The organism is Streptomyces sp. NPDC048604 (assembly GCF_043199435.1).
Taxonomy (GTDB): Bacteria; Actinomycetota; Actinomycetes; order Streptomycetales; family Streptomycetaceae; genus Streptomyces.
Genome location: NZ_JBICVX010000013.1, coordinates 202,967 through 220,817, shown reverse-complemented (window position 1 = coordinate 220,817; position 17,851 = coordinate 202,967). Strand labels below are relative to the sequence as shown.

Genomic DNA, 17,851 nt, shown 5'->3' with positions numbered 1-17,851 from the left:
CACGCGCCATCGGCGCGATAGTGGCGGCGACGGTGCTCGCCGCCGGACTGACGGCCTGCAGCAGCACCGGCGGCAAGCGGGCCGAGGACGCCCGCAAGGCCGCCGCCGCCCAGGGCCGGGCCGCAGTGAACACGCCCCGCTGGACCTTCGCCATGGTCACCCACTCCGGCGACGGAGACACCTTCTGGGACATCGTCCAGAGCGGGGCCAAGCAGGCCGCGGTCAAGGACAACATCAACTTCCTGTACGCGCACAGCGACGAGGCCCAGCAGCAGGCCCAGCTGATCGACTCGTACGTCGCCAAGAAGGTCGACGGACTGATCGTCACCCTCGCCAAGCCGGACGCCATGAAGGAGGCCGTCCACCGCGCGGTCAAGGCCGGCATCCCCGTGATCACCGTGAACTCCGGCTCCGAGGTCTCCCGGGCCTACGGCGCGCTCACCCACATCGGCCAGGACGAGACCGTCGCCGGCGAGGCCGTCGGCGAGGAACTCGACCGGCGCTCGAAGAAGAAGGCCCTGTGCGTCCTGCACGAGCAGGGCAACGTCGGTCACGAGCAGCGCTGCGCCGGCGTGAAGAAGACCTTCGGCGGCGAGCTGCAGAACCTGTACGTCGACGGCACCAACATGCCCGACGTCCAGGCGTCCATCGAGGCCAAGCTCCAGGCCGACCCGGCCCTCGACGCCGTCGTCACCCTCGGCGCGCCCTTCGCCGACGCCGCCGTCCAGGCGAAGAAGACCGCCGGCAGCAAGGCCGAGATCGACACCTTCGACCTCAACCCCAAGGTCGCCACCGGCCTGCAGTCCGGCACCCTCGGCTTCGCCGTCGACCAGCAGCCCTACCTCCAGGGCTACGAGGCCGTCGACCTGCTCTGGCTGTACCGCTACAACGCCGACGTCCTCGGCGGCGGCAGGCCCGTGCTCACCGGCCCCCAGATCGTCGGCAAGGACGACGCCGCGGCCCTGCTCGACTACACCGAGCGGGGCACCCGATGAACGCCACGGCCCCCGCCGACGAGCTGGACCACGTCGACGAATGGCTGCTGCGCACCTCGCCGCTGAAGAAGCTGCTCGCCCGCCCGGAACTCGGCTCGCTGGTCGGCGCGCTCGCCGTCTTCGTCTTCTTCGCCGTGGTCGCCGACGGCTTCCTGCGCCCCTCCAGCCTCGGAACCGTCCTGTACGCGGCCTCCACGCTCGGGATCATGGCCGTGCCCGTGGCGCTGCTGATGATCGGCGGCGAGTTCGACCTCTCCGCCGGCGTCCTGGTCACCAGCTCCGCGCTGGTCTCCTCGATGTTCAGCTACCAGATGACCGCGAACGTCTGGGTCGGCGTCGGCGTCTCGCTCCTCGTCACCCTCGGCGTCGGCGCGTTCAACGGCTTCGTGCTGACCCGCACCAGGCTGCCCAGCTTCATCATCACGCTCGGCGCCTTCCTGATGCTGACCGGCCTGAACCTCGGCCTCACCAAGCTGATCACCGGCACCGTCTCCACCAAGACCATCGCCGACATGGAGGGTTTCCCCTCCGCCAAGGCCGTGTTCGCCTCCACGCTGACGGTCGGCGGCGTCGACCTCAAGGTGACCGTCCTGTGGTGGCTCGGCCTGGTCGCCGTCGCCACCTGGATCCTGCTGCGCACCCGCTTCGGCAACTGGATCTTCGCCGTCGGCGGCGGCGCGGACGCCGCCCGCGCGGTCGGCGTGCCCGTCAGCCGGACCAGGATCGGCCTCTATCTGGGCGTCGCGTTCTGCGCCTGGATCTCCGGCCAGCACCTGCTCTTCTCGTTCGACGTCGTGCAGTCCGGCGAGGGCGTCGGCAACGAGCTGATCTACATCATCGCCGCGGTCATCGGCGGCTGTCTGATCACCGGCGGCTACGGCTCCGCGATCGGCTCCGCCGTCGGCGCGCTCATCTTCGGCATGACCAGCAAGGGCATCGTGTACGCGGAGTGGAACCCCGACTGGTTCACGTTCTTCCTCGGCGCGATGCTGCTCCTCGCGACCCTGCTGAACGCCTGGATCCGCAAGAGGGTGGAGGCCACCAAGTGACCACGGCGGAGCACACGACCACGCCGCCGCTCGTCGAGCTCGACGGCGTCAGCAAGTACTACGGCAACATCCGCGCCCTCGAAGGGGTCTCCCTGGAGGTGAACGCCGCGGACGTCACCTGCGTCCTCGGCGACAACGGCGCCGGCAAGTCCACCCTCATCAAGATCGTCGCCGGACTGCACCGGCACGACGCCGGCGCCTTCCGGATCGAGGGCGAGGAGGTCTCCCTGGCCAACCCGCGCGAGGCCCTCGACCGCGGCATCGCCACCGTCTACCAGGACCTCGCCGTCGTCCCGCTGATGCCCGTCTGGCGGAACTTCTTCCTCGGCTCCGAGCCCACCAAGGGCAAGGGCCCCTTCAAACGGCTCGACGTCGAGCAGATGCGGGCGACCACCCGCGCCGAGCTGCTGCGCATGGGCATCGACCTGCGCGACGTCGACCAGCCCATCGGCACCCTGTCCGGCGGCGAGCGGCAGTGCGTCGCCATCGCCCGCGCCGTCCACTTCGGCGCCAAGGTCCTCGTCCTCGACGAGCCCACGGCCGCGCTCGGCGTCAAGCAGTCCGGCGTCGTCCTGAAGTACGTGGCCGCGGCCCGCGACGCCGGGCTCGGAGTGGTCCTGATCACCCACAACCCGCACCACGCCCATCTCGTCGGCGACCGGTTCGTGCTGCTCAAGCGGGGCGCGATGGTCGCGAACCACACCCGCGACTCCGTCACCCTGGACGAGCTGACCCGCCAGATGGCCGGCGGCAGCGAGCTGGACGACCTCCGCCACGAACTGGAGCGCTCCGCGTCCTCATAACCCCTTGACACCGCACCTGGCAGAATCGAACCGATGAGTACGTACCGCGACCCCGCTCTCCGCGGCGCCGCACGAGCCGGCGTCCTGCGGACCATCGGCACCCGTGAGCGGCGCTCGCACCTCAGCGCACCCCGCGTACCCACCGTGGGCATCGACATCGGCGGCACCAAGGTGATGGCCGGGGTCGTCGACGCGGACGGCGAGATCCTCGAGAAGATCAAGACCGAGACGCCCGACAAGTCGAAGAGCGCCAAGGTCGTCGAGGACACCATCACCGAACTCGTCCTCGACCTCTCCGACCGGCACGACGTGCACGCCGTCGGCATCGGCGCGGCCGGCTGGGTCGACGCCGACCGCGCCCGGGTGCTGTTCGCCCCCCACCTGGCCTGGCGCAACGAGCCCCTGCGGGACGCCCTCCAGGACCGGCTCGCCGTCCCCGTCATGGTCGACAACGACGCCAACACCGCCGCCTGGGCCGAATGGCGCTTCGGCGCCGGCCGCGGCGAGGACCACCTCGTCATGATCACGCTCGGCACCGGCATCGGCGGCGCGATCCTGGAGGACGGCCGGGTCAAGCGCGGCAAGTACGGCGTCGCCGGAGAGTTCGGCCACATGCAGGTCGTGCCCGGCGGCCACCGCTGCCCCTGCGGCAACCGCGGCTGCTGGGAGCAGTACAGCTCCGGCAACGCCCTGGTCCGCGAGGCCCGCGAACTGGCCGCCGCCGACTCCCCGGTCGCGCACGGCATCATCGAGCGGGTCAAGGGCAACGTGCCCGACATCACCGGCCCGCTGATCACCGAGCTGGCCCGCGAGGGCGACGCCATGTGCGTCGAACTGCTCCAGGACATCGGCCAGTGGCTCGGCGTCGGCATCGCCAACCTCGCCGCCGCGCTCGACCCGTCCTGCTTCGTCATCGGCGGCGGCGTCAGCGCCGCCGACGACCTGCTCATCGGCCCCGCCCGGGAGGCCTTCCGCCGCCACCTCACCGGCCGCGGCTACCGCCCCGAGGCCCGGATCGCCAAGGCCGAGCTCGGCCCCGATGCCGGTATGGTCGGCGCCGCCGACCTCGCCCGGCTCGTGGCCCGCCGCTTCCGGCGCGCCAACCGCCGCCGCGTCGAGCGGCACGAACGGTACGAGCGCTACGCCCAGGCCCTGCGCAACGGCAACGGCCGCCCCTCCCGCCCCACCCAGGAACCCCCCGCATGACCATGACCGTCCCGCCCCAGTCCGCGCCGCGCGACGAGGAGCCCCGGCCCCCGGAGGGCCGCTGGCGCATGCTGCGCCGGCGCTTCCTCACCGCGCTCGTCATCGTGCTGCTCATCGGCGTCCCGGCCGGCTACCTGGTGATCTCCGCCGAGCAGAGCCGGGACAGCGGCCGCGACAAGGAGCGCGAGTCCTCCTCGGACGGGCTGCGGGACAGCTGGCCGTCCCAGATGAAGCGCCGCATCTTCGAGGTCCCGATCCCCACCGGGGCCGTGGACGTCGCCTACTACGAGACCAGCAACTGGAAGTCCAGCCGGCTGTACGTGCAGTTCACGACCACCGGCGGCCGGCTCGACGAGTTCCTGCAGACGATCGGCTCCAGCCGCTCCGACCTGCGCGACGGCGAGGTCGGCATCAGCGACCGCGACGCCGCCATCGCCGGCTGGGACTTCGTCGACGGCCACGACTGGACCAGCACCTACGTGGAGCGCCCGGACCCCCGGCCCGACCAGGACATCACCATCGACCTGACGGACCCGGCGGCGCCCCGCGTGTACGTCGTCTCGACCACCGCGCCCTGACCCGCGGGGGACGCACGCGGGCGGTCATGCGGCGCGCGGCGTCCGCTGCTGCTCCATCCGCTCCTGCATGTGCCCGAAGAACTCCTCCGGAGGCGTCACTCCCGCCGTCACGCGCGCGAACTCGTCCTGCGCCGAGCGGCTCTCGGAGACGGCCAGCAGCAGCTGCTGCATCTCCGGGGGCGGCGGTTCCAGCGTCGCGAACTGGGCCGTGAACTCGTAGATGCCCATGGCCTTGGCGTCCCGTTCCTCCTGGGCGGCCCGCCCGGCCTCGTCCAGGGACCGGCGGCCGGCCAGCACGTCGTCGAGCACCCGCGTCCACCGCTCCGCGTCGCCGAAGGCGTCCTGGATGCCCTGGGCGGTGATGGGGTCCTTGAGGTATCCGGCGTCCCCCACGAGGACCCAGCCGGGGCCGTAGGGCGTGCGGAAGTGGTTCGGGATGGCGGTACCGACGAAGCGCCCGGTCCGGGAGCCCCGCGCGACCCGCTCGGCGAACGACGGCGCACGGGCCAGGGCGGCGTGGACGTTGCCCTCGATGTCGTCGCGGTTGGCCTCGAAATCGCTCATGGGCCAGCCGGCGATCACCAGGGTGAGGCCGTCGTTGGTCTCCCAGGCGGCGAAGGCCCGGTCCCCGCGGTCGTACGCCTCGTACGTCCCGTGCAGGGGCAGCCCCGCCCAGTACGCGTAGTAGTACGCGTTGATCTTCGGCTTCTCGGCATAGGCCGCGGCGCCCACCGCCCGGGCGACGGACGAGTGCAGCCCGTCGGCGCCGACGACGAAGCGGGCGTGTTCGGTCACCGTCCCGCCGTCCTTGCCGTGCCCCTTGAGCCCGGTCACCGTGCCGCCGTCGACGAGGATCTCCTCGACGGTGAAGCCCTCCCGCACCTCGGCTCCCGACTCCGCGGCGGCGTCGAGCAGGATCTTGTCCAGGACCGTGCGGCGCGGGGCGTAGGACACGTCGAACCCGTCGCCGGCGGGGGACCCGGCGATCACGAAGTGCCCGAGGTCGAAGGCGTAGGTGCCGACGGGGGGACACCCCGTCGCGATCACCCGGTCCAGCAGCCCCCAGCGGTCGAGCGCGGCCAGGCCGGGCGGATGGATCAGGTGGGTGGAGATCGTGTCGCTCGGGAACGTCGCCCGGTCGACGAGAAGGACCTTGTGCCCGAGGCGGGCCAGAAGCATGGCGGTCGGGGAGCCCGCACACCGGGCGCCGATGACGATCACGTCGTGTTCGCGGGCTGAGGCGCCCGTCGGGCCGGCCGCACTGGTCATGGACCTCACCTGCCGATCGCCCGCCCCTCCGGTGCCGCCACCGGCCGGGCGGGACGTCTGTCATCGCTGTCGGGGTGTCGCTTCCACGCTAGACCGATCGCCCGCCCGCTTCTTGTCGGCGCACTCCGTCCCGCACTCCGCCCGCACGCCGCGGGCCGACCCCATGGCCGGACGCACCCATTCCGCTCACTACATTGGAGCGAGTGAGTGAGACGACGCAGACGCCCCCTACGCCCGACCCGGCCACGCCCGAGCAGCCCACAGCCCCCCAGGCCCCCGGCGCCCCGCCGCCGGCGGCCGCCGCGCAGGCGACCGGCGCCGTGTTCGTACCCGACACGGCCCACGCACCCGGCTTCGCCCAGGCCCCCGAAGCCCTGTACGCCCCGGACGCCGTGCACGCTCCCGAAGCCCTGTACGCCCCGGAGGCGGTGCACGCACCCGAGTCCCTGCCGGCGCCGGACGCGGTAATCGCGCCGGCCGCCGACGCCATGCACGTACCGGCCGCGGACGCCGGGCCCGCCCCCGACGCCATGCACGTTCCGGCCCCTGACGCCGGGCCCGCCACCGACGCCCCCCAGTCCGGCCCGCAGTCCCTGCAGTACCGCATCGAGGGCCCCGAGGACGCCCCCGTCCTCGTGCTCGGGCCCTCCCTCGGCACCACCTGGCACATGTGGGACCGGCAGATCCCCGAGCTCTCCGGACAGTGGCGGATCGTCCGGTTCGACCTCCCCGGGCACGGCGGCGCGCCCGCCGTCCCCGCCTCCTCCGTCGCCGAGCTCGGCGACGGGCTGCTGGCCACCCTGGACGAGCTGGGCGTCCAGCGCTTCGGCTACGCGGGCTGCTCCATCGGCGGCGCCATCGGCCTCGACCTCGCGCTGCGCGCCCCGCACCGGGTCGCCTCGCTGGCCCTGGTCTCCGCCTCGCCCCGGTTCGGCACCGCCGACGAGTTCCGGCAGCGCGGCGTGATCGTGCGGACCCACGGTCTCGACCCGATGGCCCGGTCCGCGCCCGAGCAGTGGTTCACGCCCGGCTTCGCCGGGGCCCAGCCGGCCATCGTCGAATGGGCCGTGCAGATGGTGCGCACCACAGACACCGCGTGTTACATCGCCGCCTGCGAGGCCCTCGCGGCCTTCGACGTCCGCGAGGCCCTCGGCCGTGTCGGCGTCCCCGCGCTCGTGCTCGTCGGCTCCGACGACCAGGTCACCGGCCCCGCGGAGGCCCGCACCCTGGTCGCCGGGATCGCCGACGCCCGGCTCGCCGTGGTGCCCGGCGCCTCCCACCTGGCCCCGGTCGAACAGCCCGCCGCCGTCACCGACCTGCTGGTCCAGCACTTCGCCGGCATGTCCCTCGACACCCTCGCCCCCGTGCCCGTGCCCGTCCCCGCGCCGGCGCCCGCCGTCCCGGTCGCCGCGCCGGCCGCCCCCGGAGAGACCGCGCCCGCCGTCCCGGCCGCCGCCGACGCCTCCGGGCCGGTGCGCCCGGACCCGTACGACACCGGGCTCAAGCTGCGCCGCGAGGTGCTGGGCGACGCGCAAGTCGACCGGGTCCTCGACGAAGGCGCCGCCTTCGCCGCCGACTTCCAGGACCTGGTGACCCGCTACGCCTGGGGCGAGGTGTGGTCCCGCGAGGGCCTGGACCGCCGCACCCGCAGCACCGTCACCCTCACCGCCCTGATCGCCGGCGGCCACCTCGACGAACTCGCCGGACACACCCGGGCCGCGCTGCGCAACGGCCTGACGCCCGAGGAGCTGAAGGAGATCCTGATCCACACCGCGGTCTACTGCGGGCTGCCCGCCGCCAACGCGGCCCTGCGCGTCATGAAGGACGTCGTCCGGGAGGAGACCACGCCCCGGGCGTAGGCTGTGGGCCGATCTTGACCGAGGCCCGACCGCGTCGCCGTGAGGTGGAGTCCCGTGAAGCTGACGAAGAAGTCGCACGCCTGCGTCCGTCTGGAGAAGGACGGGCGGACGCTCGTCATCGACCCCGGCGTCTTCAGCGAGGAGGACGCCGGGGTCGGCGCGGACGTCGTCCTGGTCACCCACGAGCACCCGGACCACTTCCACGAGGGCCGGCTGCGGGCCGCCCTGGAGGCGAATCCGGCCGCCGAGATCTGGACGCTGCGCAGCGTCGCCGACAAGATCGCGGCGGCCTTCCCGGGCCGGGTGCACACCGTCGGCCACGGCGACACGTTCGCCGCGGCCGGCTTCGACGTGCAGGTGCACGGCGAGCTGCACGCGGTGATCCACCCGGACATCCCGCGGATCACCAACGTCGGCTACCTCGTCGACGGCGCGGTCTTCCACCCCGGCGACGCGCTGACCGTTCCCGAGCACCCGGTGGACACGCTGCTGCTGCCGGTGATGGCCCCCTGGAGCAAGATCTCCGAGGTCATCGACTACGTACGGGAGCTGAAGCCGCGCCGCGCCTTCGACGTGCACGACGCCCTGCTCACCGATCTCGCCCGGCCGATCTACGACAACCAGATCGGCGCGCTCGGCGGGGCCGAGCACGGGCGGCTGGCGCCGGGGGAGTCCGCCGAGCTGTGAGCTGTGACTGCCGCCTGACTGTCACACCCCGCGGTTAGGCTTGCGCCCATGCGCATCGCCACCTGGAACGTCAACTCGATCACCGCCCGTCTGCCCCGGCTGCTCGCCTGGCTGGAGAGCTCCGGCACGGACGTGCTGTGCATCCAGGAGACCAAGTGCACCGCCGAGCAGTTCCCCGCCGACGAGCTGCGCGAGCTCGGCTACGAGTCGGTGGTCAACGCCACCGGCCGGTGGAACGGCGTCGCGCTGCTGTCCAAGGTGGGCTTCGAGGACGTCGTCACCGGCCTGCCCGGCGGACCGGAGTACGAGGGCGTGCAGGAGCCGAGGGCTATCTCCGCGACCTGCGGCCCGGTGCGGGTCTGGTCGGTGTACGTGCCGAACGGCCGCGAGGTCGCCCACGACCACTACGCGTACAAGCTCCGCTGGCTGGAGGCGCTGAAGGCCGCGGTCGCCGAGGACGCGGCGGGCGACCGTCCCTTCGCGGTGCTGGGCGACTACAACATCGCCCCGACCGACGACGACGTCTGGGACATCGCCCAGTTCGAGGGTGCCACGCATGTCACCGAGCCCGAGCGGGCCGCGCTCGCCGGACTGCGCGAGGCGGGGCTGAACGACGTGGTCCCGCGCCCGCTCAAGTACGACCACCCGTTCACGTACTGGGACTACCGCCAGCTCTGCTTCCCCAAGAACCGGGGCATGCGCATCGACCTGGTGTACGGCAACCGGGCCTTCGCGGACGCGGTGAAGGACGGCTACGTCGACCGCGAGGAGCGCAAGGGCAAGGGTGCCTCCGACCACGCCCCGGTCGTCGTCGACCTCGAGGTCTGAGCCGAGCTTGATCGTTCCGCTCGGGCCGGGGCCCGCGCGCCCTGTGGTGCGCGCGGCCCCCGGGTGCGAGGCTGGAACGATGCGGATCCCCTTCCTTGACGCCTGGCGCCGACGGCACGGAGAGGAGCGGGACGACTCGCTCGCCTCCGCATTCGCCCGCGATCCCGACGGGGTCGCGGAACTCTTCGCCGAGTGCGAGCTCCTGCGGGCCCGCGTGGCCCAGGCCGGGGTGGAACTCGACGACTCGCCGCGCTCCCTGGAGCTGATGGACCAGCTGCCGCCGCGCTGGCGCGACGATCCGGAGGAGCTGCCCTGGATCGGCAACGACGCCGGTCTGTACCTCGGCACGGTGATCGTGCGGACCGTGCCGGGCGCGGCCTGGGGCGTGTGGCCGGGCGGGCGGCCGGTGGTGCGGCTCGCCTCGGGGCGGGAGATCGACGTGGTGGACGCGGGCCTGGACTGGGCGATGACCGGCTCGCCGGAGCTGTCGCAGCGGTACGCGGAGGCCGCCGAGGGCTGAGCCCCCGGAGCCCTCCCGTCCTCCCGCCCGCGCACCACTCCATTGCAGTAAATACGGCTTATGCCCCTTTTATGCGTGTCGCCCCTTAAGTCCCGTTGTGCTGTGGATAGTTTGCGCTGACTCGACAGCGTGGAACACGCGAAAACGCGGGATAGGGGGTGGGGCAGCGTATGGCCGTCGATCCGTTGATCGAACTGACCGCCGCCACCGCCCTGTACGACCTCCCCGGACCGGTCACCCGCCGTGGCACCGGGCCTTCGCTACGCCCAAGCATCAGTGAGGAGCCCGGCCCGTCCGGCGCCAGCCGGTGATCACTGCTCCCGCAGCGGGACCGACACGTACGACGGGTCGGACCGCGGGGAGGAGAAGGTCAGCTGCGCGCCGGCCGGGTTGTGCTCGATGTAGAGCGCGTCGACGGTGTCCACGACCAGCGCGAGCCGGTGCCCGGCCGGCACGTCGTACGCGGTGGAGAACAGGTCGAGGTCCACGGAGAACGCCGCGCCCGGGGTCCTGCCGTGGAAGGTGTACGGGGCGTGGGTGACCAGCTTGCCGATGCCGAGCGGGCCCACGTCGTACAGGTACGCCACGAAGGTGCCGCTCTCCTTGGTCGGGGTGACCGTGGTGTGCAGCCGCGCGGTGCCGCGGACCCGCTGGGCGGCGTCGGACCGCTCCGACTGCCACACCGCCGCGAAGGAGCGGGGGAGCAGCGGGATCGAGGCGGTCGGCGGGGCCTGGAAGAACTGGTCGAGCAGGTTGGAGAGCATGATCACGCCGCCGTTGGCGCCCGAGTCGACGTTCGCCCAAAGGTGTTCGGAGTCGCCGAGGGCGAACTTCCGCTGGTTCGCGTGGACGGACTTCCAGTCCGGGTAGCCCTCGTACCCGGCGTCGGAGCGCGGCTTCAGTCGGACGGGCTGCTCGCGGTCGATGCCGTTGTCGACGCCCTTGAGGTGGTGGTCGAACCAGCGGTGGGCGCTGGTCCAGGTGTCGTTGGGCAGTCCGAGTAGGCCGGTGGCCTCGGCGGTGGCGTGGTCGCCGGGCCGGAACTCCAGGCGCTTGGGGCCGGTCAGCTTCTCGTAGAAGCTCGCGAACTGGTTGGGCGGGAAGATGCTGTCGCCCCAGGCGTTGGCCAGCATGACGGCGGGGCGGTTGGCGTTGATCGCGTCGATATGGGTGGCCGCGGAGCGCTTGCGGCCCCAGGCGATCATCTCGTCCTCCTTGTCGAGGTCGGACGAGAGGAAGTCCTCGAGGGTCTGCCGGAGTTCGGGGCCGGGTCGGCCGGTGAGGTAGCCCGCGCCGCCGAGCAGGGCGGCGGCCTGGAGGTGCTGGGTGCGGCCGCTGTAGATGGAGTCGATGAGGTCGGCCCAGCCGCTGAGGGCGGCGACGGCCCTGACCCGCTTGTCGTGCGCGGCCGTGAGCAGGCTGATCCCCGCCCCGTACGAGACGCCGGCCATGCCCACCTTCGCGGGGTCGGCGGGCGTGTTCGCCAGGGCCCAGTCGATGACCAGGGAGGCGTCCGCGATGTCCTTCGGTCCGGCGGTCTCGATCTCGCCGCCGGACTGCCAGAAGCCGCGCGAGTTGTAACCGACCACGACGTAGCCGGAGTCGGCGAGCTTCCGCGCCTGGGCGAGGTACTCGATCTGGGGCATGGCCCAGCTGGTGGGGAGCACGATCACCGGGTAGCGGGCGCCGGAGTGGGCGCCCGCCGGGGTGACGACATTGGCCTTGAGTACGGTGCCGCCGTCCCCGGCGATGTCGACGAAGCGGACGGAGGGGGCGGAGTCCGCGTGGGCGGTGGGGGCGAGCCCGAGGGCCGTCCCGGCGACGAGGGCCGCCGAGACGGCGAGGGACAGGGGTGTGCGGCGCACGGGTCACTCCTCACTGGGGTGGGGAACAGTGAAGTGACCCGACGGTAAGGGCGAAGGCTTACCGGAGGTAACTGATCGGTAAGTTACGCGTGGGTAACGATTGGCGGAAAGGCGGCCCACCCCCCCCGCTCCGGCGGGGGCTACCGGGCGTCGAGCAGAGCGTCGGCCTCGGCGAGATCGGCGCGGGCGGCCTCGCGGGCGCCGGCGGCGAGACGGAACATCGACCTGTCGGTCAGGGCCCGGGCGAGCCGCCCGGGATCGCCGGTGAGGCGGCGGGACAGGGCCACGCCCTCGTCGAAGTGCGGCCGCAGCTGCTCCACGAACCCGCTGAATGCGTCGCGGCGCACCAGGCGGCAGCTGATCCTGCGCCGGATGTCCACGAGTTCGGGCAGCCGACCCGACTCGCGCAGCAGCGCCGCTTCCTCCTCCAGCCGTGGAAGGGCGTCGAGGTAGGCGTCGTGGGCGTCGCGTGACCACCACCCGAAGGTGCGGCCGAAGGGCGGCAGCGGCGCCGTCGCGGTCGGGGCGGGTTCGTCCGCCCGCCCCCACAGGAGGAAGAGAGTGGCCCACCGGTCCTGGAGTTCGCCCCAGCCCTTCGGCTCGTCCGTGGTCGCCTGCTCCTCCAGGACCTTCAGGGCCTCCCGTCGGGCCGCCACGGCTTCCGCCCGTCGCCCGGCGGACTCGCACATCCGCGAGAGATGCACCAGCTCACAGACGAGGACGGCCGGCGCCGAGTGCTGCTCGGCGGTCTCGCGCCGGGTCTCGTCCACCAGTTCGCCGAAGACGCCCAGCGCCTTCTCGTGCAGGCCGGCGGCGTCCAGGTTCGCCGCCCAGGCGAGCATGTTCGTGGAACGGACCACCGGCATTCCGTCGCGGACCGCCGTCTCCTCGAGTTCCGCGGCCTCCCGGAACCGTCCCTCCTCGGCCAAGGCGATCCCCAGCCGCCTGCCGTCCCCGATCCGTGCCAACTCCTCGGCTGCCGCACGCCCTTCCTCGCGGCGGCCGAGGTCGAACAGGGCCTTCTGGTGGGCGTTGAGGGCGCGGAACAGCCACCGCTCCCGCACCTCGTCGTCGTAATCGATCCTTCGGGCGGCCTCCACCGCTTCGGCGGCGAACGCCGCGGCCACCTGTGGGTCGGTACGGAACCACATGGAGACGAGCGACTCGACGAGCTTCGGCAGATACGCCTTCGGGCTCACCTCAGCCAGAACCCGGTGCGCGTGGAGCACTTCGAGCGGGTCCTGCCCGCCGGACCCCAGCAAGAACACCCGTGCCCGCAGCACCGCTTCGTGGTCGATCTTTCCCATGTTCCCCCTGTCCTCCGAGTGATGCACGAGGGAGATTCTGGGAGTCGGCGGGCGGACCGGACAAGGCTCCCGAACTGTGCGTTCCGTCCTACGAAAAACGCCGCTGACCTGTCATGATGGACATGCTTTCACCCTTGTCGCCGAGGCGGAGCGGGACGTGGAGAACACCAGCGAGCCCCTGCCCGACGTATTCGACCCGCGGATCTACGCCGCCGGGATCCCGCACGACCGGTTCCGCGCCCTGCGCGACCGTTGGCCGGTCGCCCGCCAGGAGGAGTACGAGGTCCTCGGCTGGCCCGCCGGGCCCGGGTTCCTCGCCGTGACCCGGCACGCCGACGTCGTGCGCGTCCTCAAGGACGCCGACGCGTACTCCTCGCACCTCGGGGCGACCCAGATCCGCGACCCCGACCCGGCCGATCTGCCGTTCATCCGCCGCATGATGCTCAATCAGGACCCTTCCCCAAGCTCTCGACTTCGTTCGAGCAGGGGAGACCCCAATGATCACGGCCGGTTGCGCCGGCTCGTCAGTCGCGCCTTCACGCGCGGCCGGATCGAACGCTTCGAGGCGACGGCGCGGAGCCGGGCCGGGGAACTCCTCGCGGCGGCCCGCGCGTCCGGCCCCGAGGTCGACCTCGTGCGGGCCGTCACCGACGACTACGCGCTGCTCAACCTCACCGACCTGCTCGGCGTCCCGGCCAGCGACCGCGGACTGCTGCACACCTGGACCGAGCGGGTCATCGCCTACCAGGACCCCGACGAGCCCCCGGTCCTCGACGCCGAGGGCCGTCCGGTCAACCCGCGGTCACCCGCGATGCTGGCCGAGATGTTCGCGTACGCGCAGGAGCTCGCCGCCCACAAGCGCGCGCACCCGGCCGACGACATCATGACCGTGCTCGCGCAGTCCCCGCTCCAGGACGCCGAGCTGGAGATGTTCTTCTTCCTGCTGACGGTCGCCGGCAACGACACCGTCCGCAGCGCCGCCCCCGGCGGCCTGCTCGCCCTCGCCGAACACCCGGAAGAACAACGGCGGTTGTGGGACGGCCGGGTGGGCATGGACACCGCCGTGGAGGAGCTGCTCCGCTGGCACCCGCCCGTCCTGTCCTTCCGCCGCACCGCGCACCGCGACACCCGGCTCGGGGGCGTGGCCGTCGCCGCCGGGCAGAAGGTCGTCGTCTTCCACGCCTCCGCCAACTACGACGAGCGCGCCTTCGCGGACCCGCACCGGCTCGACCTCGGCCGCACGCCCAACCCGCACGTCTCCTTCGGCGACGGCCCGCACGTCTGCCTCGGCGCGCACTTCGCCCGGCTCCAACTGCGGGTGCTCTACGAGGAGACGCGCGCGGCGCTCCCCGGGCTCGTGCCCGCGGGGGCGCCCCGGCGGCTGGTCTCCAACTTCATCAACGGGATCAAGTCGCTGCCACTGCGACTGGAGCCGTCCGCGCCTCGCGGGTGACGTCGGCGACCAGCTCGACGACGTCGGGGCCGTACGCCTCCGAGTTGACGACCTTCAGGAGCAGTACGAACGAGCCGTTCGCGCCGTGCTTGCGGGCCAGCTTCTCGTGGTGCCGGGCCAGGTACCGGGTCGCCGCCTGGTTGTCGATCGCCCGCTGTCCGCAGAACAGGAACACCGGACGGCCGCCCTCCCCTGCGGTCAGCCGGGCCAGGATCACGTACTCGACCGATCCCGCTTCCATGGGGTACTGCTCGGTCCCGATGTCGAACCTGCTGCGCTCCTCGCGAGGTTCCCGCTCGGCGTTCACGCGCACACCCGGCAGCAGCGAGGCCAGATGCGCGGCCATGCGCTGGTTGGACCCCGGACCGCCCAGGCAGAACTCGGTGCGGTCGCCGAAGCCCTGATGGGCGAGGTCGTGCTGAACGATCTGGGCGTGCGCTCCGCAGTCCTTGATGAGCGCGGACAGCTCCAGCAGTGCGAACACGTCGACACGGTGCACCGCTCCCTCCCTGCCCGCCTCGCGGTTCACCACGAGCATGCAGTCCGAGCCGTGCGGCAGCCCGAAGAAGGCCTGTTTGCGGCGGAGTTTGCGACGCCAGAGATGGCTGCGGACCAGCCAGCCCAAGGTGCCGCTGACCCCGGTGGCCAGCACGCCGAGCACGACATTGCGCAGGTCTTCGTTCATGGGTGGCGATGCTAGCGGGGGAACGCGCGTGTGTTCGAGGGCCCGGACGGGGCGCGTACGAGGCGCACGACATCGCGGTCCTGACGGCGGCCTCGGGGGAAGTTACGCTGCGCGGACGGTTGTTGACTGGAGGTACGGATGCGTCGCTCCACAGCACGGTATGTCTCGGTACTCGCCGCCGTCGGCACGGTCCTGTCGGTCGGCGCGGCCGCGCCGCCGACGGGCCCCGCGGCCCCGGCGAAGGTCCCCGTCGCCGCCGGGTACGGGGGAGCGGTCGCCAGTGTGGACGCGGACGCCTCGGCGGCCGGCATCGAGGTGCTGCGCAAGGGCGGCAACGCCGTGGACGCGGCGGTCGCGGTGGCCGCGGCGCTCGGCGTCACCGAGCCGTACTCCGCGGGCATCGGGGGCGGCGGCTTCCTCGTGTACTACGACGCGAAGACGCGCAGGGTGCACACGGTCGACGGGCGCGAGACCGCGCCCGCCTCCGCCGACTCCTCGCTCTTCCTGGAGAACGGCGCACCGATCCCGTTCGAGGAGGCCATGACCAGCGGCCGGAGCGTGGGCGCTCCCGGCACCCCGGCCACCTGGAAGACCGCCCTGGACGCCTGGGGCAGCAAGCCGCTGTCCCGGCTGCTCGAACCGGCGGAGCTGCTCGCCCGGGACGGCTTCACCGTCGACGCGACCTTCCGCGCGCAGACCGCCGCCAACGAGGCGCGCTTCCGGGACTTCCCGGCCTCCTCCGAGCTGTTCCTGCCCGGCGGCCAACTGCCCCTCGTCGGCTCGGTGTTCAAGAACCCCGACCTCGCCCGGACGTACCGGACGCTCCGCAGCGAGGGCGTCGGCGCGCTCTACCGCGGCCCGCTGGCCCGCGACCTCGTGGACACGGTGCGGCAGCCGCCGGTGCGGGAGGGGGCCACGCGCAAGGTCCGCTCCGGCGACCTGACCGAGCGGGACCTCGCGCGGTACGCGACCGAGCGGCGGCGGCCGACGAAGGCCGAGTACCGGGGACTCGACGTGTACGGCATGGGTCCGGTGTCCTCCGGCGGCACCACCGTCGGCGAGGCGCTGAACATCCTGGAGGGCGCCGACCTCGCGAAGGCCACGCAGGCGGACTACCTGCACAGGTTCGTCGAGGCCAGCCGGATCGCGTTCGCGGACCGCGGGCGGTGGGTCGGCGACCCGGCGTTCGAGGACGTGCCGGTGCGGGAGCTGCTGTCGCAGCGGTACGCCGACTCCCGGGCCTGCCTGATCCGTGACGACGTCGCGCTCACCAGCCCGCTCGCGCCGGGCGACCCGCGGAACCCTGCGCCCTGCGCGACGACGGGGGCGGCGGCCCCCACCACGTACGAGGGCGAGAACACCACGCACCTCACGACGGCCGACAAGTGGGGCAACGTCGTCGCCTACACGCTGACCATCGAGTCGACCGGCGGCAGCGGGATCACCGTGCCCGGGCGGGGCTTCCTGCTCAACAACGAGCTGACCGACTTCTCCTTCGCCCCGGCGAACCCGGCGGTCCACGACCCGAACCTGCCCGGGCCGGGCAAGCGGCCGCGCTCGTCCATGTCGCCGACGATCGTGCTCGACGCCCATGACCGGCCCGTGCTCGCGCTCGGCTCGCCGGGCGGCGCGACCATCATCACGACGGTGCTGCAGACGCTGACCGGCGTCGTCGACCGCGGGCTGCCGCTGGTCGACGCCATCGCCGCGCCGCGCGCCAGCCAGCGCAACCAGGCCACCACCGAGCTCGAACCGGCCCTGTGGAACAGCCCGTTGCGCGCCGAACTGGAGGCGCGCGGGCACGGGTTCCGGCAGAACCCGGAGATCGGTGCCGCGACCGGGGTGCAGCGCCTGCCGGACGGCCGCTGGCTCGCGGCCGCGGAGACGGTGCGCCGCGGCGGCGGTTCGGCGATGGTCGTCCGCCCGGCGGGGTAGGGCCCGTCCGGGGGCGGGCCCGCGTACAGGGCCGGGCCCGCCTACAGGGCGGTGAGGATGCGCGGACCGTCGTCGGTGACGGCGACGGTGTGCTCGGTGTGGGCGGCGCGGCTGCCGTCCAGGGTGCGGATGGTCCAGCCGTCGCGGTCGGTGAAGTAGTCGTCCGTGCCGCCGGCGACGAGCATCGGTTCGAGCGCCAGGACCATGCCGTGCCGCAGGCGCACGCCACGGCCCGGGCGTCCCTCGTTGGGGACGCCCGGGTCCTCGTGCATGGTGCGGCCCACGCCGTGGCCGCCGAAGCCGTCCGGGACGCCGTAGCCCGCGGCGCGGCAGACCCGGCCGATCGCGTGCGCGATGTCGCCGATGCGGTTGCCGACCCGCGCCGCCGCGATGCCCGCCTCCAGGGCCTCGTGCGCCGTGTCGACCAGCCGGGTGTCCTCGGGCCGGGGCCGGCCGACCGTGAAGCTCGTGGCCGCGTCGCCGGCCCAGCCGGCCAGGAGCGCCCCGCAGTCCACGCTGACCAGGTCGCCGTCGGCCAGCGGCCGCCCGTCCGGGATGCCGTGCACGATCGCGTCGTTCACCGACACGCACAGCACCGCCGGGAACGGCACCGGCGCCCAGCTCGGCCGGTAGTCCAGGAACGGCGAGCCTGCGCCCGCCTCCGCCAGTACGGCCCGTGCCGTCAGGTCCAGTTCGCGCGGCGTCACGCCGGGCGCCGCCTGCTTCCGCACGGCCGCCAGCGCACGGGCGACGACCCGGCCCGCCTCCCGCATCGCCCGCAGCGACGCATCCGTCTTGATCTCGATCATGCC

At 72.8% G+C, this 17,851-nt stretch carries 16 protein-coding genes; 11 read left to right on the top strand and 5 right to left on the bottom strand.

All coding sequences use genetic code 11. The features are described 5' to 3' along the window. Positions 1–8 precede the first annotated feature (8 nt). Genes ACGFMM_RS26295 through ACGFMM_RS26275 form a run of 5 tightly spaced genes read left to right on the top strand, consistent with a single transcriptional unit; the run spans position 9 to position 4,631 of the window. Positions 9–995: a sugar ABC transporter substrate-binding protein gene (locus tag ACGFMM_RS26295; protein ID WP_393648964.1), complete on the top strand. Its 987-nt coding sequence runs from the start codon at positions 9–11 to the stop codon at positions 993–995. After that, on the top strand, positions 992–2,044 hold the full coding sequence (locus ACGFMM_RS26290) for an ABC transporter permease (RefSeq protein ID WP_393648897.1): 1,053 nt from the start codon (positions 992–994) through the stop codon (positions 2,042–2,044). The genes ACGFMM_RS26295 and ACGFMM_RS26290 overlap by 4 nt, the downstream gene beginning before the upstream one ends. Then, entirely contained in the window at positions 2,041–2,847 is an 807-nt protein-coding gene (locus ACGFMM_RS26285; protein ID WP_393648896.1) for an ATP-binding cassette domain-containing protein, read from the top strand. The genes ACGFMM_RS26290 and ACGFMM_RS26285 overlap by 4 nt, the downstream gene beginning before the upstream one ends. A gap of 33 nt (positions 2,848–2,880) precedes the next feature. Then, on the top strand, positions 2,881–4,053 hold the full coding sequence (locus tag ACGFMM_RS26280) for an ROK family glucokinase (protein WP_393648895.1): 1,173 nt from the start codon (positions 2,881–2,883) through the stop codon (positions 4,051–4,053). Between the two features lie 2 nt (positions 4,054–4,055). After that, on the top strand, positions 4,056–4,631 hold the full coding sequence (locus ACGFMM_RS26275; RefSeq protein ID WP_393648963.1) for a hypothetical protein: 576 nt from the start codon (positions 4,056–4,058) through the stop codon (positions 4,629–4,631). Positions 4,632–4,655: 24 nt separating this feature from the next. On the opposite strand, the gene ACGFMM_RS26270 is transcribed toward ACGFMM_RS26275, so the two are convergent. Then, positions 4,656–5,900 (bottom strand): NAD(P)/FAD-dependent oxidoreductase, encoded by a 1,245-nt coding sequence (locus ACGFMM_RS26270; RefSeq protein WP_393648894.1) that lies wholly within the window; start codon positions 5,898–5,900, stop codon positions 4,656–4,658. A 203-nt stretch (positions 5,901–6,103) separates the two neighbouring features. Here ACGFMM_RS26270 and ACGFMM_RS26265 point away from each other — a divergent pair, with 203 nt between their 5' ends. The 4 genes from ACGFMM_RS26265 (at position 6,104) to ACGFMM_RS26250 (ending at position 9,794) form a co-directional block, all read left to right on the top strand. After that, positions 6,104–7,759: an alpha/beta fold hydrolase gene (locus ACGFMM_RS26265; protein ID WP_393648893.1), complete on the top strand. Its 1,656-nt coding sequence runs from the start codon at positions 6,104–6,106 to the stop codon at positions 7,757–7,759. A 54-nt stretch (positions 7,760–7,813) separates the two neighbouring features. Further along, positions 7,814–8,446: an MBL fold metallo-hydrolase gene (locus ACGFMM_RS26260; RefSeq protein ID WP_393648892.1), complete on the top strand. Its 633-nt coding sequence runs from the start codon at positions 7,814–7,816 to the stop codon at positions 8,444–8,446. 48 nt (positions 8,447–8,494) lie between these two features. Next, on the top strand, positions 8,495–9,274 hold the full coding sequence (locus ACGFMM_RS26255) for an exodeoxyribonuclease III (RefSeq protein ID WP_393648891.1): 780 nt from the start codon (positions 8,495–8,497) through the stop codon (positions 9,272–9,274). Between the two features lie 79 nt (positions 9,275–9,353). Further along, positions 9,354–9,794: a DUF6278 family protein gene (locus ACGFMM_RS26250; protein WP_393648890.1), complete on the top strand. Its 441-nt coding sequence runs from the start codon at positions 9,354–9,356 to the stop codon at positions 9,792–9,794. Positions 9,795–10,105: 311 nt separating this feature from the next. Here the strand turns inward: ACGFMM_RS26250 and ACGFMM_RS26245 are convergent, their stop codons facing one another. Continuing rightward, entirely contained in the window at positions 10,106–11,659 is a 1,554-nt protein-coding gene (locus ACGFMM_RS26245; RefSeq protein ID WP_393648889.1) for an alpha/beta fold hydrolase, read from the bottom strand. Between the two features lie 140 nt (positions 11,660–11,799). Then, positions 11,800–12,966, bottom strand: coding sequence for a hypothetical protein (locus ACGFMM_RS26240; protein WP_393648888.1), 1,167 nt, complete (start codon positions 12,964–12,966; stop codon positions 11,800–11,802). A gap of 157 nt (positions 12,967–13,123) precedes the next feature. Here ACGFMM_RS26240 and ACGFMM_RS26235 point away from each other — a divergent pair, with 157 nt between their 5' ends. Further along, positions 13,124–14,419, top strand: a complete 1,296-nt coding sequence (locus ACGFMM_RS26235) for a cytochrome P450 (protein ID WP_393648887.1) — start codon at positions 13,124–13,126, stop codon at positions 14,417–14,419. On the opposite strand, the gene ACGFMM_RS26230 is transcribed toward ACGFMM_RS26235, so the two are convergent. Continuing rightward, positions 14,373–15,104, bottom strand: a complete 732-nt coding sequence (locus ACGFMM_RS26230) for a hypothetical protein (protein ID WP_393648886.1) — start codon at positions 15,102–15,104, stop codon at positions 14,373–14,375. The genes ACGFMM_RS26235 and ACGFMM_RS26230 overlap by 47 nt on opposite strands. A 138-nt stretch (positions 15,105–15,242) precedes the next feature. Between ACGFMM_RS26230 and ggt the strand changes: the two genes are divergently transcribed. Then, on the top strand, positions 15,243–17,039 hold the full coding sequence (gene ggt, locus ACGFMM_RS26225) for a gamma-glutamyltransferase (RefSeq protein ID WP_393648885.1): 1,797 nt from the start codon (positions 15,243–15,245) through the stop codon (positions 17,037–17,039). Positions 17,040–17,080: 41 nt separating this feature from the next. On the opposite strand, the gene map is transcribed toward ggt, so the two are convergent. Continuing rightward, a complete protein-coding gene (gene map / locus ACGFMM_RS26220; RefSeq protein ID WP_393648884.1) occupies positions 17,081–17,848 on the bottom strand; it encodes a type I methionyl aminopeptidase in 768 nt (255 codons plus the stop codon). Positions 17,849–17,851: the final 3 nt, after the last annotated feature.